This is a genomic window from Streptomyces sp. ADI95-17 (genome assembly GCF_003846175.1).
Lineage (GTDB): Bacteria > Actinomycetota > Actinomycetes > Streptomycetales > Streptomycetaceae > Streptomyces > Streptomyces sanglieri.
The window spans coordinates 479,147-501,464 of record NZ_ML123048.1 but is presented as its reverse complement, the minus strand read 5'-3'; the positions used below and the strand labels follow the sequence as shown (position 1 = coordinate 501,464).

Annotated in this window: 18 protein-coding genes; 11 read left to right on the top strand and 7 right to left on the bottom strand. The window is 69.1% G+C overall.

From position 1 onward, the window contains the following. Positions 1-117 precede the first annotated feature (117 nt). Positions 118-1,116, bottom strand: a complete 999-nt coding sequence (locus EES42_RS25330; RefSeq protein ID WP_124720549.1) for a LacI family DNA-binding transcriptional regulator — start codon at positions 1,114-1,116, stop codon at positions 118-120. A gap of 236 nt (positions 1,117-1,352) precedes the next feature. On the opposite strand from EES42_RS25330, the gene EES42_RS25325 reads away from it, so the two are divergent. From EES42_RS25325 to EES42_RS25300, 6 genes are all read left to right on the top strand, one after another. Then, positions 1,353-2,495 (top strand): mandelate racemase/muconate lactonizing enzyme family protein, encoded by a 1,143-nt coding sequence (locus EES42_RS25325; protein ID WP_124720548.1) that lies wholly within the window; start codon positions 1,353-1,355, stop codon positions 2,493-2,495. Positions 2,496-2,598: 103 nt separating this feature from the next. After that, on the top strand, positions 2,599-4,749 hold the full coding sequence (locus EES42_RS25320) for a DUF6351 family protein (RefSeq protein WP_241196579.1): 2,151 nt from the start codon (positions 2,599-2,601) through the stop codon (positions 4,747-4,749). A 262-nt stretch (positions 4,750-5,011) separates the two neighbouring features. After that, positions 5,012-5,383: a hypothetical protein gene (locus tag EES42_RS25315; protein WP_124720547.1), complete on the top strand. Its 372-nt coding sequence runs from the start codon at positions 5,012-5,014 to the stop codon at positions 5,381-5,383. Positions 5,384-5,394: 11 nt separating this feature from the next. Then, positions 5,395-6,978 carry a peptidoglycan-binding protein gene (locus EES42_RS25310; RefSeq protein WP_124720546.1) on the top strand — a complete coding sequence of 528 codons (1,584 nt, stop codon included), beginning with the start codon at positions 5,395-5,397 and terminating at the stop codon, positions 6,976-6,978. Positions 6,979-7,087: 109 nt separating this feature from the next. Beyond that, positions 7,088-7,468: a protease inhibitor I42 family protein gene (locus EES42_RS25305; RefSeq protein WP_241196578.1), complete on the top strand. Its 381-nt coding sequence runs from the start codon at positions 7,088-7,090 to the stop codon at positions 7,466-7,468. A 46-nt stretch (positions 7,469-7,514) separates the two neighbouring features. Next, positions 7,515-7,928: a hypothetical protein gene (locus EES42_RS25300; RefSeq protein ID WP_124720545.1), complete on the top strand. Its 414-nt coding sequence runs from the start codon at positions 7,515-7,517 to the stop codon at positions 7,926-7,928. A 203-nt stretch (positions 7,929-8,131) separates the two neighbouring features. On the opposite strand, the gene EES42_RS44890 is transcribed toward EES42_RS25300, so the two are convergent. From EES42_RS44890 to EES42_RS25275, 5 genes are all read right to left on the bottom strand, one after another. Then, on the bottom strand, positions 8,132-9,217 hold the full coding sequence (locus tag EES42_RS44890) for a beta-xylosidase family glycoside hydrolase (protein WP_206433566.1): 1,086 nt from the start codon (positions 9,215-9,217) through the stop codon (positions 8,132-8,134). Positions 9,218-9,403: 186 nt separating this feature from the next. Continuing rightward, the gene (locus EES42_RS25290; protein WP_124720544.1) at positions 9,404-10,738 is read right to left on the bottom strand and encodes an ABC transporter substrate-binding protein; all 1,335 of its coding nucleotides are present in this window, start codon (positions 10,736-10,738) and stop codon (positions 9,404-9,406) included. A 61-nt stretch (positions 10,739-10,799) separates the two neighbouring features. Then, a complete protein-coding gene (locus EES42_RS25285; protein ID WP_124720543.1) occupies positions 10,800-11,765 on the bottom strand; it encodes a carbohydrate ABC transporter permease in 966 nt (321 codons plus the stop codon). Between the two features lie 4 nt (positions 11,766-11,769). Beyond that, positions 11,770-12,696, bottom strand: a complete 927-nt coding sequence (locus tag EES42_RS25280) for a carbohydrate ABC transporter permease (RefSeq protein WP_164495313.1) — start codon at positions 12,694-12,696, stop codon at positions 11,770-11,772. Positions 12,697-13,230: 534 nt separating this feature from the next. Then, positions 13,231-14,214, bottom strand: coding sequence for a LacI family DNA-binding transcriptional regulator (locus EES42_RS25275; protein WP_124720541.1), 984 nt, complete (start codon positions 14,212-14,214; stop codon positions 13,231-13,233). 365 nt (positions 14,215-14,579) lie between these two features. Between EES42_RS25275 and EES42_RS25270 the strand changes: the two genes are divergently transcribed. Then, positions 14,580-16,016, top strand: a complete 1,437-nt coding sequence (locus tag EES42_RS25270; RefSeq protein WP_124720540.1) for an RICIN domain-containing protein — start codon at positions 14,580-14,582, stop codon at positions 16,014-16,016. Positions 16,017-16,162: 146 nt separating this feature from the next. Beyond that, positions 16,163-18,592 carry an RICIN domain-containing protein gene (locus EES42_RS25265; protein ID WP_124720539.1) on the top strand — a complete coding sequence of 810 codons (2,430 nt, stop codon included), beginning with the start codon at positions 16,163-16,165 and terminating at the stop codon, positions 18,590-18,592. 63 nt (positions 18,593-18,655) lie between these two features. On the opposite strand, the gene EES42_RS25260 is transcribed toward EES42_RS25265, so the two are convergent. Continuing rightward, entirely contained in the window at positions 18,656-20,407 is a 1,752-nt protein-coding gene (locus EES42_RS25260) for a glycoside hydrolase family 35 protein (RefSeq protein ID WP_124720538.1), read from the bottom strand. A gap of 173 nt (positions 20,408-20,580) precedes the next feature. Here EES42_RS25260 and EES42_RS25255 point away from each other — a divergent pair, with 173 nt between their 5' ends. From EES42_RS25255 to EES42_RS44885, 3 genes are read left to right on the top strand one after another with little or no spacing between them, the layout of a single operon-like run. Then, the gene (locus EES42_RS25255; RefSeq protein WP_124720537.1) at positions 20,581-20,946 is read left to right on the top strand and encodes a hypothetical protein; all 366 of its coding nucleotides are present in this window, start codon (positions 20,581-20,583) and stop codon (positions 20,944-20,946) included. Beyond that, positions 20,943-22,112 (top strand): cyclophane-forming radical SAM peptide maturase AmcB, encoded by a 1,170-nt coding sequence (amcB, locus tag EES42_RS25250; protein ID WP_124720536.1) that lies wholly within the window; start codon positions 20,943-20,945, stop codon positions 22,110-22,112. Before EES42_RS25255 ends, amcB begins: the two co-directional genes overlap by 4 nt. Further along, positions 22,090-22,239, top strand: coding sequence for a hypothetical protein (locus tag EES42_RS44885; RefSeq protein WP_164495312.1), 150 nt, complete (start codon positions 22,090-22,092; stop codon positions 22,237-22,239). The genes amcB and EES42_RS44885 overlap by 23 nt, the downstream gene beginning before the upstream one ends. The last annotated feature ends 79 nt before the right edge of the window (positions 22,240-22,318 follow it).

Genomic DNA, 22,318 nt, shown 5'->3' with positions numbered 1-22,318 from the left:
AAGTATGGCCGCACAGCGGAAGTTTCTGGGCATAACGGCTCCAAGAAGGGCAGGAGTGGGCTCGGTGCGGTGTTGTGCAGTGCTTCGGTCGTTGTGGTGGTGTGCGCCGCGGGTGGGTCAGTGGGCGGGCGCGGGGCCCGTCGAGGCGCGGGGGATCAGGCGGGAGCCGATCTCCACGATGGGGGAGGCGGCATCGAGTCCCGGTCCGGTGCGGCCTGCGTTCGCGATCGTCTCGATCAGGAGGTCCCCCGCACGCGTGGCGATCTCTTCGGGGTCGATCCGGATCGTGGTGAGGCTGGGGGTGGAGACGGAGGCGAGCAGTGTGTCGTCGATGCCGATGACGCTGACGTCGCGCGGGACGCTCACGCCGAGGTTGGCCATCTGGTGCAGCACGCCCAGGGCGACCACGTCGTTGTGGGCGATCACGGCCGTCGCCTCGTGGGCGGCGACGAGGGTGGCGGCGTGCACGCCCGTCTCGAACCGCGGCTCGTACGGCCCGAGCTCGGACAGGGAGAGGTCGAGCGCTTCGAAGGACTCCTGGATGGACTTGCCGCGGCTCAGCTCGGCACGGGACGCGTTGATGAAGACGCAGCGCCGGTGACCGTACGCCTTCAGCTGTTCGGCGGCCTGCGCGATGCCGGCGGCCAGTGAGATCCGTACCTCGGGGATGCCCGGTACGTGACGGTTCACCACCACCAGCGGCATCCGGCCCGCGAGTTCGTGGAGCCGGTCCTCGGTGAGGGTGGAAGCCCACAGGATCAGGCCGTCGACCCGCTTCGACACGGCCGCGATGGCCGCCATCTCGTCGGCCTCGCGCTCGTCGCTGTCGGCGACCAGAACCGTGTAGCCCAGGTGCCGGGCGCGGGCCTGCATCGCCTTGATGATCGGCGGGAAGAACGGGTTGGCGATGTCCGGGACGATCAGGCCGAGCGTACCGGTGCCGCTGCCGCGCAGTGAACGGGCCGCCGGGTTGGGGGAGTAGCCGAGCTCGGCCGCGGCGTCGAGGATGCGCTGCCGGGTCGTCGGCTGCACCTGGTCGGGTGCGGTGAACGCACGGGACACCGTCGACACCGAGACGCCCGCGGCGCTCGCCACCTCCCGGATCGTTACTGCCACGGGTAGGCCTCCTCGTCGTTCTGAGCCGGGGGATCCCGGTCCTCTCGCATCTGGATCCTGCGAATGCGGTTGATGTTTGCGAACGTTCCCGGTGCGTGTCAAGACGTGTGTCAGGAGTATTTCGCCGAGGAAAACCTTCTGCATGCATGGGTCTTGCCCTGCGGCCGAACTGCTGCCAATGATGTGTTCTCAAGAACGGCACTGAAATTGCGGGAACGTTTTCATAGAGGAGTGGCATGAAGATCACCGGCCTGGAAGTGCTGACTCTCCCCGACCACGGCGACAGCATGATGCTGGTCGTGGTCGACACCGACGAGGGCATCCACGGTCTGGGCGAGGTCGGCATCAGGTCGCGTCAACGAGCGGTCGCGGGTGGTCTCGACCACCTCGCGGAGCTGATCGTCGGCGAGGACCCACGACGCATCGAGCACCTCTGGCAGGTGATGTTCCGGCGCGGGTTCTTCCCCGCCGACCGCATACTCGGGGCCGCCATCGCGGCGGTGGACGTGGCCCTCTGGGACATCCGCGGCAAGGCGCTCGGCGTACCGGTGCACGAACTCCTCGGCGGCCGGGTGCGTGACCACGTACCCGCCTATGTGCATGTCGGCGACGGCTACGACGACCGCGCGTGGTTCCTGGACCGCTGCCGCGGCCTGGTCGCCGAGGGATGGCGCCATCTGCGGTTCGCCTCGCCGCACGACGCCGACGGCACGCTCGACGCCCGCCGCTGCCTGCGTGACTCGGTCGGCCTCTTCCACGAGGTCCGGGACGCGGTCGGCGACGAGGTGGAGCTGATCCTCGACGTCCATACCCGCCTGGATCCGCCGGAGGCGCTGACCCTGTGCCGGGAGATCGAGGCGGCCCGCCCGTACTTCGTCGAGGACCCACTGCGCTGTGAGAACCCGGACAGCTATCGCATGCTGCGGGCCCGCACCGGTGTGCCGCTGGCCGCAGGTGAGCAGTACGGATCCAAATGGGAGTTCAGGACACTCATCGAGGACGACCTCATCGACTACGCGCGAGTGGACGTCGGGGTGGCCGCGGGCCTGACCGAGGCGAAGAAGATCGCGGCGATGGCGGAGGCCCACCACATCAAGCTCGCCACCCACAACCCGCTCGGCCCGGTCACCGCCGCCTCCTCGCTCCAGCTCAACCTGGCCTGCCCCAATGTGGCGATCCAGGAGCACCAGACCGACCCCGACCCGGCCATCGCCGCCCTCTTCACCGCGAGGCCGACGATCCTGCCGGGACGGGTGGAGCTGAGCGAACTGCCGGGCATCGGCGTCGACATCGACCGGGAGGCGGCACGCCGCTACCAGGCCACGGCGGCCGAGCGCCCGCACCTGCGCACGGCGGACGGTGCGTTCACCAACTGGTAGCCGGCCGGGGCCGGTCGGCCGCGCGGGCCCGAAGCCCGCGTCCGTACTGCGAGCACGACCTCCGAGCACGACCTCAGACTTCAGAAGCGAGGGGAATTCCGTGGTGTCATTCAGACGAGCCGCGAGACCGGTCGAACTGGTCCTTGTCGGCACGGCGTTCATGGGTGTGCTGATCGGCGCTTCGGCGACGCCGGCCGGCAGTCAGGAACGCGAGAAGCTACAGGTGACGGCCGTGTCGTCACGGCCCGGCACGGTGTCGGGAGACGACGCCCTGATACGTGTCGAGGTGCCCGCCTCCGCAGCGGCCGACGGAGTCCGGGTCGAGGTGGCGGGCCGGGACGTGACGTCGAGCTTCCGGCCCTTTGGCGACCATGCGCTGATGGGCGTGGTGAAGGAGCTGTCCAAGGGCGACAACACACTGACGGCCCGGGCTCCGGGCGCCGACGCCGGACAGCTGACCCTGAAGAACCACCCCATCACGGGGCCGATTTTCTCGGGGCCGCACGAGCAGCCGTTCGTCTGCGACACCGCCGAGTTCAAGACGGTGACCGGCGGCACTCTCGGGCAGCCGCTCGACAAGGACTGCTCGGTCACGACCCGCGTCGACTACATGTACCGCACCACGGCCGGCAAGTTCGTTCCGCTGCCCGACGAGAACGCCCGCCCCGCCGACCTGGCCACGGCCACGACGAGCGCGGGCAATAAGGTGCCCTACATCGTCCGCGTCGAGACCGGCACCATCAACCGCGGCATCTACGAGACGGCCGTGCTGCACGATCCGCAGTCCGCCGCCCCCGACCCGCTGCAACGTGGGCCGGGCTGGAACGGCCGCCTCGTGTACGGCTTCGGCGGGGGCTGCAACGGCGGCTGGTACGTCCAGGGCCGAAACACCGTCGGCATCATGAACGACACGTATCTGAGCAAGGGCTACGGCGTCGCCTCGTCCACGCTGAACGTCTTCGGCAACAACTGCAACGACGTGCTGGCGGCCGAGACCATGAGCATGGTCAAGGAACGCTTCGTGGAGACGTACGGCGAACCGGCCTTCACCATCGGAAACGGCTGCTCCGGCGGCTCGTACCAGACCCATCAGATCGCCGACAACTACCCCGGCCTGCTGGACGGCATCCTCTCCGGCTGCAGCTTCCCCGACGTCGGCTTCGGGACGATACAGACGCTCAGCGACGCCCAGCTCCTGAACCACTACTTCAAGGAGGTCGCACCGGACGCGTTCACCGAGGAGCAGCAACGGGCGGTATCCGGGTTCGGCAAGTGGGAGAGCATCGGCAGCCTGGCCCGCGCCGCCGGCCGAATCGACCCCACGGTGTACTGCCCGGCCCAGTTGCCCGCGGGACAGCGCTACAACCCCCAAAACAACCCGGACGGTGCCCGCTGTGACGTCTACAGCCACACCGTGAACGTCTACGGCGAGGTGCCGGAGACCGGGAAGGCACGCAGGCCGCTCGACAACACCGGCATCCAGTACGGACTTGAGGCCCTGAACAAGGGGACCATCGACATGGCCCAGTTCATCGACCTGAACCGGCGCATCGGCGGCCTCGACGACGACGCCAAGCCCGCCGCGGGGCGCACCGTCGCCGATCTCAAGGCGGTACGGCTCGCCTACCGCACTGGCCGCATGCTGAACGGCGGCGGTGGCCTCGCCGACGTCCCGATCATCGACTACCGCGACTACACCGACGACGCGGCCACCGGTGACATGCACATGCGCTTCCACTCCTTCTCCACCCGGGCGCGCCTGGACAAGGCCAACGGCACCCACGCCAACCAGATCATGCTCACCCGCTCCAGCGGGCACGGATTCACTCTTGCCGGGATGCTGTCCGACATGGACCAGTGGCTCACCGGCATCAAGGCGGACTCCGGCGACGAAGCCCCCATCGAGAAGATCGTCCGCAACAAGCCGCAAGGCCTTACGGACGCCTGCTGGACCCGTGGCATCGGTGCGAAGAAGATCGAAGAGCCCCAGGTCGAGGGCATCGACAACACCGAGTGCAACACCCTCTACCCGGTGTGGACCTCGCCGCGGATGGTCGCCGGGGCCGACGTGGCCAACGACGTCGTCAAGTGCCGCAAGCGTCCCGTGGACCGCTCGGACTACCGAGTGCCGGTCACCGAAGGCGAGTTCAAGGATCTGACGGCGATCTTCCGGGACGGTGTCTGCGACTGGTCCAGGCCCGGGGCGGGCCAGCAAGGCCTGGCCGGCACATGGCTCTCCTTCGACCAGAGCTGACGGGATCGCGGAGGTGAGCCGGCACGGGGGCAGGTGCGAATGAGGAACCCCCCGGAGCGTGGCCCACAGGGAGCCATGCTCCGGGGTACGGGGGCGCCTCACCGCGCCGGCGCCGGTGTGAGCGCGGCCGGCCACAACGTCGGGTCGCCGATCCGGGGTGATGTGGAGGAGGTGTGTGAGGCGGATGACGTGTGATCTCTCGTATACGCAGTGCGTGTTAGCCTGCCCGCGGTCTTGATCGAATGCGTACGGGGGAGGCGCGGTGGGCTTCGACGGCTACCAAATCAAGTCAGGTATGACCGGCCAAGCCCGGCAACTCGACGATGCCGGCACGGACATGGACGGCGTCAGCTCGGCAGTCAAGTCCCGCACGACCTACTCGTACGACGACGCCGGCGGCGATGACGCCGCGTCGGCGCTGAACGCGTTCGTCAAGGCGTGGGAGGCCGAGGCCAAGGCGCTGGCGGCGGCGTTGCACGAGCTCGGCGGCAAGGTGCAGTTGGCGAAGAAGACCTACCACGGCACCGACGGCCTGGTGAGGACGGGCGTGGACAGCGTCCACGCCGGCGGCACGGGCGTTCTCACCGACACATCGACGCAGGGCGGGCGCACCTCCGTCCTGTCGGGCTACTGAGGGACGGGCCGGTGTCGTTCTTTTCCTCTCCCTTCGAATCCCCTTCCCTCCGTCTCGCGTGGCTTGCCGGGCTGTCCAAGAAGATGCTCGGTGCCGGGAGCAAGAACGAGCTCCTCGACCTGATCGACGACGCCCTCTCGGTGCCCGCGCCGGGTGGGGACCAAGGCGTTCTGGAGGGCCTGGCCAACCTCTACCGCGGCCAGGTCGGCCATGTCGCCGATGTCTTCGACCAGGTCGACCGGGTGGGCCGCAAGGGTCTCGCGGAGGTGTGGGTCGGCGACACGGGCGTCCTCGCCTCCGATGCGGTGAACGCCGCCGGGCGTGCCGTTACCCAGATGAGCGATGCGTTCCAGGGATGCGCGACCGTGCTGCTGACGCTGGCCGACGCGATCGGCGCCGCGCAGCGCAACGACGAGCGGGGCCGTGGACAGCTGCTGGAGCAGAAGAGGACGCTCGGCGGCAGGGACGGTTTCTTCGACGACCTGCACGAGAACGACGAGGAGGAGTGGGACCGCAAGAACGCCGCCCACTTCGGCTCCTACGCGGTCGACCTGATGCACGACGCCGTCTGCGAGGCGCAGGAGGCCACCCGCGTCGCGGCCCGCGAGCTGAACAAGTGGGCCGCCGAGGCGCGGGCCGGAAAGATGGAGACCAGCGAACTCACCGCCGTCGACAAACTGATGCTCGCCGACACCGGCGTCGCGGGCGCCGACACCGAGCTGAACGAGATCCTCACCTCCGGCGACCTGGCACGCGCGTCGACGCGTATGGATCTGCTGAGCCTCGACGACGAGACGGCCATGGAGCGGATGCTGGCGAAGTCGGACACCCCGCAGGAGCGGGCCTACCTGATGAAGGCCCTGGCCGCCGGCCACAGCGTCGCCGAGATCGGTACGTTCCAGGACAAGATCCACGGCAAGGACCCCGACTGGATGCGCCGGCACCTCACTCCGGTGGTCACCGCAGCGGACAGCATGAACGACGAGGGGCTGGCGGCGGACGGCTCGAACAACAACAAGGACTACGCCACCTTCGACGGCCAGCGGTGGGTCCAGGGCGGCGACGGCTCCGAGGGCACCTGCGTGGCCTCGTCCACCGTCACGTCCCGCGCCATGGTCGACCCGCTGTACGCGCTCGACCTCACCGGCGGCCCCGACGGGCAGCAGGACGACCCCGAAGCCTTCAAGCAGCGGCTGGTGGCCGAACAGCACCGGCTGCACACCGAAGGCGACGGTGGAAAGAACTGGGGTGGCATGGGGTCCGAGGGACAGGAACGGATCAACGACTCCGCCGTCGGCAGTGCCACCGGCAGTGACTACGAACGCCAGGACCTGGACAGCGCCGCCGACCGCAGGGCGGTGCTCACCGAAGTCGAGAAGTCGGTGGCGCAGGGGCGGCCGGTGCCGGTCGACGTCTCGGGCGAGGAGGGCGCCCACGCGATGACCATCATCGCCCAGGAGGGTGACATGCTTCAGGTGTACAACCCCTGGGGCTCGACCACCTGGGTCAGCGAGGACGACTTCATCAACGGCCACATGGGCAAGGCTTCCAACAGTGAACTCCCCAACGCGTACAGCGTCTATCTTCCGCGGTAGCCGGGGCGGTGCCGCGCTCGCGGCGGCCGCGCTGGTTGCTCTCGCCACGGGCTGCGGCTCGGGCACCGACGAACCGGCCGGCGGCTCCACGAACGGCGCGAGCCGCCCGGTGAACGACACCAGCATCACTGCCGAGCCGGGCGAGCGCTTCACGCTCACCGTCGACCAGAACGCCTCCACCCGTGAGTACTGGTACCTGGTCGACCCCGAGCCCGACAGCTCGGTGCTGGTCAGCCGCGGCCGGCACCGGGCACCGGACTCCGGCGACGAGCCGGCGCCCGGTGCAGGCGGCCGGCTCACCTTCACCTTCGAGGCCAAGGGCAAGGGGACCACCCGGTTCACGCTGCTGCACTGCACCTTCACCACCTGCCAGGGCAACAACTCCACGCTGCCCCCCGCGACGACCGGGCCCTCCGCGACCCCCACCACGGGGGCGGCCACCCCCTCCCAGGCCCCCGAGCGCATCACATACACCGTCACCGTCGGCTGAGCCACAGCCAACCAGCCGGACGAGACGAGACACCAGAGGTCCTGCCATGAACGACGACGCCCCGTACCCGCCGGACCGCACGGACGACGAGCTGGCCCGGCTCGACATCACCGTCCTGCTGCGTTACGGCCTCACCGCCGAGCCCGGCCCCCGGCGCACCGCCCTGTTCGGCGACGGCGCCGCGGCCGCGGCCGTCATCCTCGACCGCCTCGGGACCGAGCCGCGCTCGGTCGCCTTCCTCGCAGACACCGTGCGGGCCGGCGGGCTCGCCCGAGCCGCCGAGCTGCCCGAGCCGTTGCCCCGCCGGGAGGCAGCCGTCCTGGTACGGGAGTGGCTGCGAGCCGGCACCGAACTCATGGGCGGGATCGCCGCCGACGACACCGCGGCCGCCTGGCTGCGCGCCGTCGCGACCATTGTCGAACTGAAGCAGCTGACCCGGGCGCGGGGCATGAGTACGTGATCCGAACCGCGGCATGATCCGTCGGCGGGTGCCCGTCGCGATCTTCGGAGTCAGCGACGGCTCGGATCAGGTTCTCCGCGGCTCACGCACCATCAAATCCACCACAGTGGGATCACTGTCGCACAGCACCGGAAGGCACCCCCACCAGAACGTACGGTCGACCGTGGCAACGGCCTCCGGAACGGGCAGGGCCGTCTTCCTGTTCATGGCCTCCGGGCCGCGAAGCGGACCGGAGCACCGTCGACGGTGAAGTCGTCGAACAGGAACGGGGTGTCGGTGTCGGAGGCGCTTTCCGCCTCGGCCAGTACCCCGAAGCGGGCGCCGGTCAGCCAGGAGGCGTCGATCGGGTTGCCGAGCGTGGTGAAGGTGGTGCCGTCGAGGGAGTACGACGCGGTGACGCTGTCGCCCACGTGCCGCAGGCGCAGCCACAGGTCCTGCCGGTCGGGGTCGGGGATGCGATGTGGCTCCTCGGCCCAGCCGTTGTGCTCCTTGGCGAGGGTGAGGGTGGGGCTGCCGGTGTTGTGCTTGCGCTGGAAGGCGATGTAGTCGTTGTCGCCGCGGTAGAGGATGAGGCCGGCTTCCATGTATCCGCACTGGGTCCGGCCGGTCATCCTGACCGTCGCGGTGCCGGTGCCCTTCCCGGTGTCGGTTCCGGTGAGGACAAGGTTGTGGGCGCTGTTGGCGTCTGCCCACAGGAATCCGTGGCCGGTGGGGGTGAGTTCGAGGGTGTCGCCGGGCCGGACGGCACGGTGGTCGGGCCGATCGCGTACGACGGACCACGAGTCGGGGTCCAGGTCGAGCGGCTTGGTGCAGGCAGGTGATGCGGGGTCCGCGCCGACGTGCAGTTCGACGGGCGCGCCCGCGACGCCGCCCGGTTGGCTGGGGGTGCTGGGAGTGATGACGGTTGTACCGGGGGCCCTGGCGGTGACCGTGCCGCGCTGGTCGACCTCGGCCACGGCCGGGTTGCTGCTGGTGAAGGTCGTCGAAGGGAGCAGCGACAGCACATTGTCGCGTCCCTCGACCACTTCGTCGCTCGTCACTTGCGCCGGTTCGGTGGAGTCCAGTTCGGCGCGCAGGTTCAGACCTTTGTCGAAATTGTTCCCCTCGATCACGGCACCGGTCGAGCCGTGGTAGGCGAACAGCGGGGTGGTGTACGGCGAGGCCCTGGCGACGGCACGCACGGCGGTCGTGGCGCCGGGGGCCGGGCACAGGTCCTCCGCCTGGGCGGCGAAGGCGGTCTTGCGGTCGAGGCGCGTGATCGTGTTGTTCGTGAAGGTGATGCCGCCCACGCTTCTGGCATCGAGCAGGCGCTCCGTGATCTCCGTTCGATTCTCGCTAACTAGTAGACATTCAGGCGGAGTTGATAATGGCGTGGGCATGTCAATCGACTATGCCTATTCGAACAAAAGGCAACATTGGCTGAGTGCTGTACGGCTCCAGCCGCCCTGGTGCGGGCGACCGGAGCCATGATGCGGCTACTTGTTGACCGTGAAGCCCTGGTCGCTGCCGTACTTGACGCTGGCGTCCTGCCAGGCCTTCAGGCCGTCGGTGAGCGTGGTGGGGGAGACATAGGCCTTGCCGACGGTGTCGTTGAAGACAGAGTTGGCGTACACCTGGTAAGGCAGGTAGGACCAGTCGGTGCCGACATTGTTGGCGGACTCGGCGAAGACCTGGTTGGCCTTCTGGCCGCCGAAGTACGGGAACGGGGTGTCGAGGAACGCCTTCGACTCCAGGTCGGCCCGGGTGGCCGGGAAGGCGCCTTCGGCGACGCGGGTGCTCGCACCGGCGCCGGTGGTCGCGAACTCGGTGAAGGCGTAGGCGAGTTCCTTGTTCTTGGCGGCCTTGGGGACGGCGAGAGAACTGCCTCCGTTCTCCGCGCTCGCCTTGTCGCCCTTCGTCCACTGCGGCAGCGGGGCGACCCGCCAGTCGCCGGAGGCGGAGCCGACCCCGGAGGAGAGGTTGGCCGGCATCCAGGCGCCGATGGAGAGGGTGGCGATCGAGCCGTCGGCCAGACCCTTGTACCAGGCGTCGCTCCAGGAGGTGATCGGTGCGACCAGCTTCTCGGCCAGGAGCTTCTGCCAGGTGGCGGTGTACTTCTTGGTGCCCTCGTCGCCGAAGTTCACCGTGACGTCGGTGCCGTCCGTCTTGTAGGGGCGTCCGCCGGCCTGCCAGATGAGGCTGGTGGTGGCGCCGGCGTCCCCGGTGTCGTTGGTGATGAAGATCTTCGGGTCGGCCTTGTGCAGGGTGCGGGCCGCCTCCACGTACTCGTCCCAGGTGGTCGGCACCTTGATGTGGTGCTTGTCGAAAACCTTCTTGTTGTAGAAGAACGCCATCGGACCGGAGTCCATGGGAAGGGCGTAGACCGCCTTGTCGTCGGTGACCGCGTTCCACGGGCCGGGCGTGAAGCCGGCTCCGTGCTTCCGGGCGCCGTAGGAGGAGAGGTCCTCGACGGACTTGCCGATCGCGAACTGGCCGAGGGCGTAGTACTCGACCTGGGCCACGTCGGGAGCGCCGGAGCCGGCCGCCATCGCGTTCTGCAGGGCGGTGTACTGCTTGTCGCCGGTACCGGCGTTGACCAGTTCGACATCGACCTTGGGGTACTTCTTCTCGAAGTCCTCCACCACCTTCTTGAGTGTGGGTTCCCAGGCCCACACCGTCACCTTTCCGCCCTTCTTCAGCGCGGCCTCGACGTCCTTGGGGCCGCCGGCGGCGCCGTCCGTGGTGTCGGAGCCGCAGGCCGAGGCGGTCAGCGCGAGAGCGGAGACCACGGCGAGGGTGCCGAGCAGTCTGCGGGTGGTGTGGGTTCTCATGGGCTGTGCTCCTGGTCGGTGGTGCGGGCGGGGTGGGAGAAGAGCGGAGGGAGGGGTTGGGCTATTCCTTGACGCTGCCTGCGGCCAGGCCGGACTGCCAGAACCGCTGGAGGAGCAGGAAGACCACCACGATCGGCACGATCGTGAGCAGGGAGCCGGTGACGATGAGGTCGAACACGGCCTCGCCGCCGGCGGTCTGAGCCTGGGCGTTCCAGGCGTTGAGGCCGAGCGTCAAGGGGTACCAGTCGGGGTCCTTGATCATGATCAGCGGCAGGAAGTAGTTGTTCCAGGTCGCCACCATGGAGAACAGCAGGACGGTGACGGTGCCGGGCATCAGCAGTGGCAGGGCGATCCTGAAAAAGGTGCGCAGCTCACCGGAGCCGTCGATGCGTGCGGCTTCCAGGAGCTCGGTGGGGACCGCCTCGGTGGCGAACACCCACATCAGGTAGAGGCCGAAGGGGGAGATCAGGGACGGGATGATGACGGCCCACGGAGTGTTGGTGAGCCCCATGTTGCTGAACATCAGGAAGGTGGGGACGGCCAGGGCGGTGCCCGGAATGGCGACAGCCCCGAGGACGACGGCGAAAACGGCCTTGCGACCGGGGAAGTTGTACTTGGCGAGGGCATAGCCGCCGAGGACGGCCAGGACGGTGGCGCCGCCCGCGCCGGCGACGACGTACAGAAGGGTGTTGAGCAGCCAGCGGACGAAGACGCCGTCGTCGTAGGTGAGGGTGCGGGTGATGTTGTCCCAGAAGTTGACGTCGTCGGCGAACCAGAGGCCGAAGGAGTTGAGTAGTCCGTTCTGGTCCTTGGTGGCGTTGATGACCAGCCAGACGAGCGGGAGCAGGGTGTAGACGAGGACCAGGCCGGTGACGAGAGTCAACGGGATGCTGGGGCGGGGACGGAGAGGTGTGTGCGGGGGACGCTTTCGGCGTCTCGATGTGGTGGCCCGGGGGGCGGTTGCCCGGTCGGCGCCGGTGGGCTCGGCGGCCACGGCCGCCGCCTTCGTGGTGAGGGAGGTGGTCATCGGCTCAGCCCTTCCGCATGCCGCGCAGTTGGACCGCGTAGGCGATGATCGCGGTGATCACACCCATCACAATGGCCACGGTCGCCGCGTAGTTGTGCTGCTGGCCCGAGAAGGACAGCGAGTAGGTGTAGAGGTTGGGAGTGAAGTCGCTGGTGATGGCGTTGGGGGCGAGCTTCTGGAGGATGCTCGGCTCGTTGAACAGCTGAAAGCTGCCGATGATCGAGAAGATCGTGGCGATGACGAGCGCGCTGCGGATCGCAGGCAGCTTGACCGACGCGACGATGCGCCACTCGCCGGCGCCGTCGATCGCCGCGGCCTCGTAGAGCGAGCGCGGGACGACCTTGAGGGCAGAGTAGAAGATCAGCATGTTGTAGCCGACGAACTCCCAGGTCACGATGTTGCCGATGGCGGCGAGGACCAGGGAGGGGGAGAGCGGATCGGGAAGCGTCACCCCGAAGGTCTCGTTGATGTTGCCGACGAGGCCGAAGCGGGTGCCGTAGATGAAGCCCCAGATCAGGCTGGCCACGACGGCGGGGACGGCGTACGGCAGGAAGACCGCGACCCGGAAGAAGCTCTTGCCGTAGAGCCGGCCGCTGTCGATGGCCAGCGCCACGAGAAGAGCGATACCCAGCATGATCGGCACCTGGACCAGGAGGAAGAGGCCGACGCGGGCCAGACCCTCCCAGAACCGGGAATCCGCGAGTGCCTCACCGTAGTTGTCGAGGCCGACGAAGGACGTGCCCCCGATGAGCCGGTCCCGAAAGACGCTCAGGTACAGCGCATAGCCGATCGGGGCGAGGAACACGAGGCCGAAGACCGCGACGAACGGCCCGATGAAGCCCCAGCCCACCAAGGCCTCCTTCCGGCGACGGAAACGGGCTCGTCGGCGGGGCGGTGGGACCGCCTGCGCAGAAGTCGTCAGGAGCGTCATGGTGGTTCCTTGCGTCGGTGACCGACTGGTCGGGAACGGGGCGGAGGAAGCGAAGGCCTCGGACGGGAAAGCCGGAAGCCAGCCGGGTCGATGAGTGATGTTTACGTAATCATCGATGGCTCGATGGTGGCACCACGTCAGATGGGCGTCAAGCGCAAGGAGGTGGAGATCAGGCGAGATTTTCTGGTGACGAACCGGGAAACGAGGGCTCGTCGAGCCGGGCCACCCGCGTCGATGCACACAGCGGGTGCGGCAGCCCCGGAAGGTGCGCCGGGGCAGCGGTCCCGTAGACCGAGTCGGTGTGCAGGCATGCCCCAACGCGACGCGCGCTACCGCGCCGGCCCGCAGGCGTGCGATGAATGGCGGGTGCCGGGTGGGAACGGGGTGCGAAGGCTTCCGCCGGGTGGTCGAGCGTCCTCCCGGCGGAAGCCGGGAAGGACCGCTCGGGCTCGATGACGGACGGAGCGTACGCCGGGCTCCGCGGACGGCCGCACGCGGGGTGACCCGCCGCGCCCGTCGCGGTCTTGAGCTCCGTCAGGCGGGCGGAGGCGCCGTGCTGGCCCGCACCACGAGGGTGGGTTCCAGGGCGAGTCGCCGCAGGCCGCTGCCGCGGCGTTCGATCTGTTCCAGCAGCAGGGTCACGCAGTGTCGGCCCACCGCGTCGAAGTCCTGATGAACCGTGGTCAGCGGCGGCTCGAAGAAGCGTGCTTCGGGTACGTCGTCGAAGCCCGCCACGCTGATCTCGCCCGGCACGTCCCGCCCCGCCTCGTGCATGGCGCGCAGGACCCCGAGCGCCATCTGGTCGTTCGCCGCGAAGACCGCCGTGGCATCGGGGGTCTTCGCCAGGGTCCGCCCGGCCAGGTAGCCGGATTCGGGGGTCCAGTCCCCGTGCAGGGTGGGTTGCACCGGGGCGCCGGCCGCGACGAGCGTGCGCTCCCACGCCTCGGCGCGCCGTCGCGCGGCGAACGAGTCGCTCGGGCCGCTGACGTGGTGAACCGTGCGGTGGCCGAGTTCCAGCAGGTGGCTGACCACGCTCTGGGTGCCACGGGCCTGGTCGAAGTCGACGTTCGGGTACTGGTGCCCGGTGTCGCCGTCGGCGACGACCACCGGCATCGTGGGCGGCAGGTGCAGCGACGGTGTGTCGAGCATCTGTGATTCGATCAGCACGATGCCGTCCACGGACTGCAGCATGAGGTGGCGGAAGGCCTGCCGCACAGCGGCTTCCGTCTGCGCCCGGATTCCCATGAAGTTGACGGAGAAGCCCGCCTCGCGCGCCGCGTCCGCGATGGCGCCGAGCGTACGGGCGTTGCCGTGCGCGCCCACGTCGAAGCTCACCACGCCGATCGCCCCGAACTTGCCCGTCACCAGCGCGCGTGCTGCCGTGTTGGGCCGGTAGCCGAGCTCCTGCATCGCGGCCAGCACCTTGGCGCGCGTCGTCTCGTCGACGTTGTCGTGGTTGTTGGCCACGCGTGAGACGGTCTGCGAGGACACGCCTGCCTTCGCCGCGACCTCCGCCATGGAGGGCCACTTCCGAGGCGGGCGCGAACGGGGCGTTCTTGCTGCCTTGTCCGCCACCTTCGACCGTTCCTTCCCCGAGGTTTTGAGGACGCACGCGTGGCGTGCCCTGTTGAGTCATGTTGACGCAAACAGGGATCCCGGGTCAAAACCTCGATCGCTTTCGTCCGAATCCTTGACAGGTTCCCACGCCCCTCCCAAACTTCCGGCTACATCGTGTTTACGAAAACATTACGTGAACAGCAGCGCCCGGCACGGTCCACAACGGCCGTCCCTCCCACGCCCACCGCTCCCGCTTCCGAGGGCGGTCGTGCTGTTCGCGCGGAGCCCCCACACCCGCCCGATGAGACACCATGAGGTATCGCGACATGCGACTGAAGATCTCCGGGACGATGGCGTTTCTCTGCGCCCTCCTCCTCTCCCTGCTCACCGCCGGAGGCACCGCCCACGCCGTCCCGGTGACCGTCGCCAACGGCACGCAGTTCACCGATCCGGCCGGCAATCCCGTGCACGCCCACGGTGGCGGCGTGATCAAGGTCGATCAGTACTACTACTGGTTCGGCGAGAACCGGAACTCGGACAACACCTTCCGGTACGTCTCCGCGTACCGCTCCGCCGATCTGAAGACCTGGGAGTTCCGCAACCACGTCCTCACCGAGGCCTCCGACCCGGAGCTCGACCGGGCCAACATCGAGCGGCCCAAGGTCATCTACAACAACGCCACCCGGCAGTTCGTGATGTGGATGCACAAGGAGAACGGCTCCGACTACGGGGAGGCGCGCGCCGGCGTCGCGGTCTCGTCCACGGTGGACGGCGACTACACCTGGCGCGGCAGCTTCCGGCCCCTGGGCCACATGTCCCGGGACATCACGACGTTCGTCGACACCGACGGCACCGGCTACATGATCTCCGCCGCCAACGAGAACGCCGATCTGCACGTCTACCGGCTGACCTCGGACTACACCGCGGTGGAGTCCCAGGTCCAGAAGCTGTGGTCGGGACAGTGGCGTGAGGCCCCCGCCATGTTCAAGCGGGGTGACGTCTACTTCATCCTGACCTCCGGTGCCACCGGTTGGTCCCCGAACCAGCAGAAGTACGCCACTGCCGACAGCATCACCGGTACCTGGAGCGACCTGAAGGACGTCGGGGACCCGACGACCTACCGCAGCCAGACCGCCTACGTCCTGCCTGTCCAGGGAACCAAGGGCACCGACTACCTCTACATGGGAGACCGCTGGGGCAATTCCATGGGCGGCACGGTCAACGACTCCCAGTACGTGTGGCTGCCACTGACCTTTCCCACCAGCACCACCATGACCATGGACTATTCCCCGCAGATCAGCATCGACACCGCAGCGGGAACCGTGAGCGGGATGAGCGGTCCCTGGGAGACGCTGGCCGCCCGCAACAGCGGCAAGTGCGCCGACGTGGCGGACTTCGACACGGCGGACGGCGCGCAGGTGGTCCAGTGGGGCTGCGGCAGCGGCGTGAACCAGCACTTCTGGCTCAAGAAGCTGGACTCCGGCTATGTCCGGATCATGGCCCGGCACAGCGGGAAGTGCCTCGGAGTTGCAGGTGCCTCGGCCGCGGACGGCGCGTTCGCCGTGCAGAACACCTGCGACGGCTCGGCCTCCCAGCAGTGGAAGGTCCGGACGACCGACGTCTCCGGCTACGTCCAGCTCGTCGCCCGGCACAGCGGCAAGTGCCTCGACGTCGTCAATCAGTCGACGGCCGACGGAACCGCCCTGGAGCAGTGGACCTGCAACACGGGCGACAACCAGAAGTGGCGGCGCTCGGCGGCCTGACCGTGCCGCCCGCCGCGAGACCGGCGCGGGGTGGTCGTCGTCCGGACCGCGCCGCGCCTGCGTCACCCGCGCCTCCTGGCCCCCGCCGGGAGGCGCAGCGGCGAGAACCGGACTCACCCACCCCATCCCCTTCGAAGGAGCAGGTCGTGTTCCCCACCCGTAACCGATCGGTCTCGTCCCGGGCCCGGCTCCCCAGGCGCCTGGCCGCCCTCGGCGCGGCCACGGCACTCACCGCGACAGCCCTCGCCGCCGCGGGCCCGGGCTCGCCGCCCGCGAGCGCGGCGGAGCCCTCGGCCACGGCCCTGACCGTACGCCTCGACCCCAGCTACCAGCACCCGTCCTTCCAGGGGTGGGGCACCGCCCTCACCTGGTTCGCCAATGTCACCGGCGGCTGGCCGGACGCACAGCGAAACGCCCTCGCGGACGCCCTCTACGGCGCCGACGGCCTCGGCTTCACGATCGCCCGCTACAACATCGGGGGCGGCGACAGCCCCGAGACCACCCCCTACATGCGGGCCGGTGCAGCAGTCCCCGGTTACTGGAACCGACCCGGCCCGGAGGCCCCCGACTGGTGGGATCCGGACCGGGCCGATCACTGGAACCCCGACGCCGACGCCAACCAGCGCTGGTGGCTCACGGCCGCCAAGGCACGTGGAGCCACCACCTTCGAGGCGTTCTCCAACTCGGCGCCCTACTTCATGACCAACAGCGGCCTGGTCTCGGGTGCGGCCAAGGGCTGGGAGGACAACCTCCGCTCCGACCAGTACGGCCGGTTCGCCGCCTACCTCACCGGCGCCCTCGACCGCGCCCAGTCCGCCACCGGAGTCACCTTCGACTCGCTCTCGCCCGTCAACGAGCCGGACACGGACTACTGGCACGCGGGCGGTGGCCAGGAGGGCTCGCACTGGGACCCGGCCTCCCAGGCCCGCATGATCACGACCCTGCGCGCCGCGCTCGACGCGAAGGGCCTGGCGACCCCGATCGCCGCGATGGACGAGACGAACCCGGGGAAGTTCCGCTCCGACTGGGAGTCGTACGCTCCCGATGTCCGCAAGGCGGTCGGCCGGCTCAACACACACACCTACGGGACGAACGGCCGCACCGGAGCCCGGGACATCGCCAAGGGCGAGACCACACCGCTGTGGATGTCCGAGGTGGACCTCGGTGGCAGCGTCCCGCAGAGCTTCACCGACATGAGCCCCGCGCTCGACCTCGCCCGGCGCATCAACGACGACATACGGGAACTGGAGCCGCGCGCCTGGGTCCTGTGGCAGGCCGTCGAGGACTACGAGAACATGACCCCGGGCCACGAGAACTCGAACTGGGGCCTCATCCAGACCGACTTCACCCCCGAGGACGCGGCCACCGAGCCCTTGCGCAAGAACAAGAAGTACTGGGCGATGGCGAACTACAGCCGCTTCGTCCGCCCCGGCTCGCGCCTCGTCAACACCGACGACCCGCAGACCCTGGCAGCGGTGCGGCCGGACGGGAAGGGCGTGGTCGTCGTCCACACCAACCCGACCGGCGACGAGCGCGAGGTCACCCTGAACCTCGACGGCTTCCGCACGGCCCCGGACGGCCCCGTCGAGCGGTGGACCACCGACGCGACCAAGAACCTGCACCGCGACGGCGACGCTGCGGTGACCGGCCGGACGCTCAGGGCCACCGTGGGCCCCGGCTCCGTCACCACGTTCGTCCTGCCCACGGTCACCGGTGTGAACACGGCGGCGACCACCGCGCCCACCGGCATGCCGCGCCAGGTGCTCAATGACAACAGTGGCAAGGCGCTCGCCGTCGACGGGAAGAGCACCGTCGTGCAACGTACCTCCGTCCCGGCGGACAACGCACAGCAGTGGACCTTCACCAAGCTGTCCACCGCCGACTGGGGCAGCACAGCCGCCTACCGCATCACCAACGCCAGGACCGGCAGGGCGCTCTCCGTCTCCGGCGACGCCCTGACCCTCGCCCCGCCCGGATCCTCCACCGCGCAGCAGTGGATCCGCTCGACCACCGGTGACGGGCACAACACCCTGATCAACGCGGCCGGCGGCAGGCTTCTGGACGTCACCGGCTCCTCGACCGGTGAAGGAGCGCCGGTCGGGGTCTACCGGCCGACGACCGGCAGTAACCAGTCCTGGACGATTCCGGGCGCGGCACCCGACGTCTGGGAGACCCTGTCCTTCCGGCACAGCTCCAAGTGTCTCGACGTCGGCGGAGCCGGCTCGGACGACGGCACGGCCGTCGTCCAGTACGACTGCGGCACCGGAACCAACCAGCGATGGTCGCTCCGCTCCACCGGCGGCGGATACGTGAACGTCGTCGCCCGCCACAGCGGCAAGTGCCTCGATGTGGGCGGTCTGTCGACGGCCGATGGCGCCGAGGTCCTCCAGTACTCCTGCAACGGGGGGCGCAACCAGGAGTGGGCGGTCCGGAGCACCGGTGACGGATACGTCACGCTGACGGCCCGGCACAGCGCCAAGTGCCTGGAAGTGGGCGGCGCCTCCGCGGCGGACGGTGCGGCCGTCGCCCAGCGGACCTGCGACGGCACCGCGGCCCAGCAACTCCGCCGGAGCTGACACCGAAGTGCCGGGATCCGCCCGAAGGGCCGGATCCCGGCACTTTCGAGTGCGGCCGCGGGGCTACTCCTCGGTGGGGCCCAGATCGGCCGTGGCGCGGAACTGGACCGTACGGCCCCGGTGGGCGGCGTGCAGCTCCAGCACGACGATCTCGTTGGTTCCGGCGCGCAACACCGGAGCCGGCACATAGAGCGACCGCTGCGGGCCGCGCGACCAGTAGCGGCCCAGTGCGAACCCGTTGACCCAGGCGTTGCCCTTGGTCCAGCCGTCGAGGTGCAGGAAGGCGTCGGCCGGATCGGCCACCTCGAAGGTGCCCCGATGGAACGTCGGCCCCACGGGTGCCGCGGCGGCCACTTCGAAGCCGAGAGCGGAGAGTTCGGTCAGCGGCAGCGGGCGGCTGGTCCACTCGGCGGGCTCGGCACCGTCGAGGAGGACCTTCCCGAGCAGGCCCTTGCGGTCGTGGATGCCCTGGCCGTAGTTCACCCGGCCCTGGTTCTCGACGAGGACGGAGAGGGTGCTGCCGGCCCGGGGCACCACGAAGGACAGGGCATGCTCGTGGCTCTCGCGCTCCAGGACGCCCACGGGCTGCCCGTCGACGAAGACCTGGGCACGGTCGCGGACCTGCTCGACCTCCAGGAGCGTGGGGCCCTTCAGCGGCAGCTTCGTCTCGTACAGGACGAAGCCGAAGTCCTGCTCCAGCTCCTCCATGGTGAGGGGCCGACGCGCGTCGACGGCCGTTCCGAGCGCGTCGGCGCTCGCCAGCAGCCCGGCGCTCCCGGTCAGGGTCACGGTTCGCGGGGCGAGCCTGGGGCCGGGTGACGGGACGGGCCCGTCCGGCACGGAGGCGTACTTGGCGATCACGTCGCGGAAGGCGGTGTACTTGGGGGTGGGGTCGCCGGCTTCGTCCAGCGGGGCGTCGTAGTCGTAGGACGTCACCGTGGGACGGTAGGTGTGCTTGTCGTTGGCACCGTTGGTGAACCCGAAGTTCGTGCCGCCGTGGAACATGTAGAAATTGACCGAGGCGCCGGTGGCGAGCAGCTCGTCCAGCTCGCGTGCGGCATGGTCGGGATCACGCACCACGTGGTGGGTGCCCCAGCGGTCGAACCAGCCGATCCAGAACTCGGCGCACATCAGCGGACCCTTCGGCTGTTGGGCTCGCAGGGTGGCCAGGCCCTGGGCGGAGCGGCTGCCGAAGTTGGCCGTGGCGAGGACGCCCGGCAGCGCCCCGCGTTCCAGGTCGGCGGGCTGGTCGCAGGTGAAGAGGGGGACATCGACCCCGCAGCTGCGCAACGAGCCGGCGAGGTGCTCCAGATAGGCGGTGTCGTCGCCGTAGGCCCCGTACTCGTTCTCCACCTGTACGGCCAGGACGGGGCCGCCCCGGGAGGCGAAGCAGTGCTGGAGCGGAGTGAAGAGGCGGACGAAGTAGTCGTCCACCGCGTCCAGGAAGCGGGGGTCGCGGGAGCGCAGCTGTATACCGGGCTCGCCGAGCAGCCAGGACGGCAGGCCGCCCCCCTCCCATTCGGCACAGATGTACGGGCCGGGACGGAGCAGCACGTGCAGGCCCTCGGCGGCGGCGAGTTCGATGAAGCGTGGCAGGTCGAGGCCGCCGTCCAGACGGAAGCGGTCGGGCCGCGGCTGGTGGAGGTTCCAGGGAACGTAGGTCTCGATGGTGTTGAGCCCCATGAGGCGGGCCTTGCGCAGCCGGTCCGCCCACTGCTCGGGGTGGACGCGGAAATAGTGCAGCCCGCCGGACAGGAGTCGGAACGGCTCGCCATCGAGAGTGAAGCCGCCGTCGTCGATCTGGAGATGAGGCATGTGCGGGATGCTCCTGTGCTGGGGGGCGGGTGCGCTGTCGCGGGGGAGGAAGAGCCTGATCTCACTATGTTTACGTGAACATGTTGTGAGTGGCAAGCCTCTACGGAAGCCGGAGGGCGATCGGTCGGCGCGGAGTGGTTGCGCGAGGGTCCGGAGGTGCGTCCTGCGCGGGCATGGGCGAGATTCTGCAGCGCCCTTGCGCGCACCAGATCATCGTGACGCACGGCGGCTCCCCGACGTTCGTCGTCGCGTTCTGGATCAGGACCTCGATCGAGCCGGCCGGCTACGCCGGTCCCCGGGCAGCCTCCGGCAGTGTCATCACGCCGTGCGAAGACGACTTCTTCCACAACCGCCAAGTCGTCGACCTCGGTGACGCCCGCCATCTCGACCCCGCCAAGACCGGCAGACCCCGACACCGGATACGTGACCTGGGTCGGGCGCCCGTCGTTGGGCAGCAGTGGATCGTCTCGGGCGCCGCGCGGAGGGTGAGCGGGGGAGACGGGACGACGCATACCGAATCGGTGGAGGCATGGTCATGACCCTCTCGCGCGTGACCGCTCGTCAGGTGGAGTCCGGTGATGAAGCGGCCACGCGTACGGGCCGGGCAAGGCTGGCGAGGTCGGCGTCGGCGGTGCTGATGCAGCCGACGACTCTGTGCAATCTCGATTGTTCCTACTGCTACCTGCCCGACCGGAAGGTGGCGCGGCGCATGAGTGTGGAGGTTGCCGAGGCTGTGGCCACCGGCGTCCGGGAGTGGTCCGGGCGGCATCCGGTGACCGTGGCGTGGCACGGCGGGGAACCGCTGGCGATGGACCCGGCCCACTTCCGTTCCCTGGTGGCGGCCTTCGGGCCGGGGGAGGCGCATTCGGTGGTCCACAAGGTGACGACGAACGCGACCCGTGTCGACGACGTGTGGTGCGAGGTGTTTTCGCAGGTCCCTGTCCAAGTGACAGTGAGTATCGATGGTCCCGGTGCGGCGAACGCCTCGCGGACGGACCGTGCGGGACGCCCGAGCACGGCCCGGGCCATGCGTGGAATCGACGCGCTGCGACGCGCCGGCATCGGCTTCAACATCATCGCGGTTGTCTCGGACCTGTCTGCCGGAGCGGCCGATCGCCTGTACCGCTTCGCCTGCGAGCTGGGCTGCGAGAGCCTGGCCGTGAATCTGGCCGAGACGAAGGGCGTGTACGCAGGTGGCCGGTTGCCGCAGACCGGTGCGATCGACTTCTGGCAGGAGCTGGCGGCCAGTTGGCAGGCCGACCCCCGTATCCGTATCAGGGATCTCGACCACGCCTACACCTACATCCGCGAGGAGCTCTCCGGAATCGCGGCACAACGAGCCGACCGTCCGATCAAGCCCCTGCCTCTGGTGACCTGGGACGGCCATTACCTTCCGGTCGGGGCGGAACTTGCCGGGTTCCACTCGCCCCGCCACGGCCCGTTCACCGCGGGCAACGTCCTGCGCACCCCGCTCGCGGTTCTCGCGGCCCGCGCGGAGCAGGTGCCGTGGGTGGCCGAAGCCATGGCCGGCATCGCCAACTGCCGCACTCGGTGCGAGTACTTCACCTACTGCCGCGGTGGGCAGGTGGCCAACAAGTACTTCGAGACCGGCCGCCTGGACGCCACCGAGACCGCCTACTGCCGCACCAGCAAGATCAGCCTATTGGAAGGAATCCTGCGCCATGCCGAACGTCCCCGCACCTGAACCGGACATCGATTCGTCGGTCACGCTCGCCGAACGGATCGAGGCCAGTCGGCACGAACTCACCCTGGCAGCACGTGACACCGACGAATGCCACGACATCGCCAGCATCTTCGGCTGGGAGTACTGACCGGACATCCCGTCCGGCGGCCGGTGGCGCGAGCGAGTCGCCTCACGGCGCCACTCGGTGGAACCCGTGCGGGCCTCCC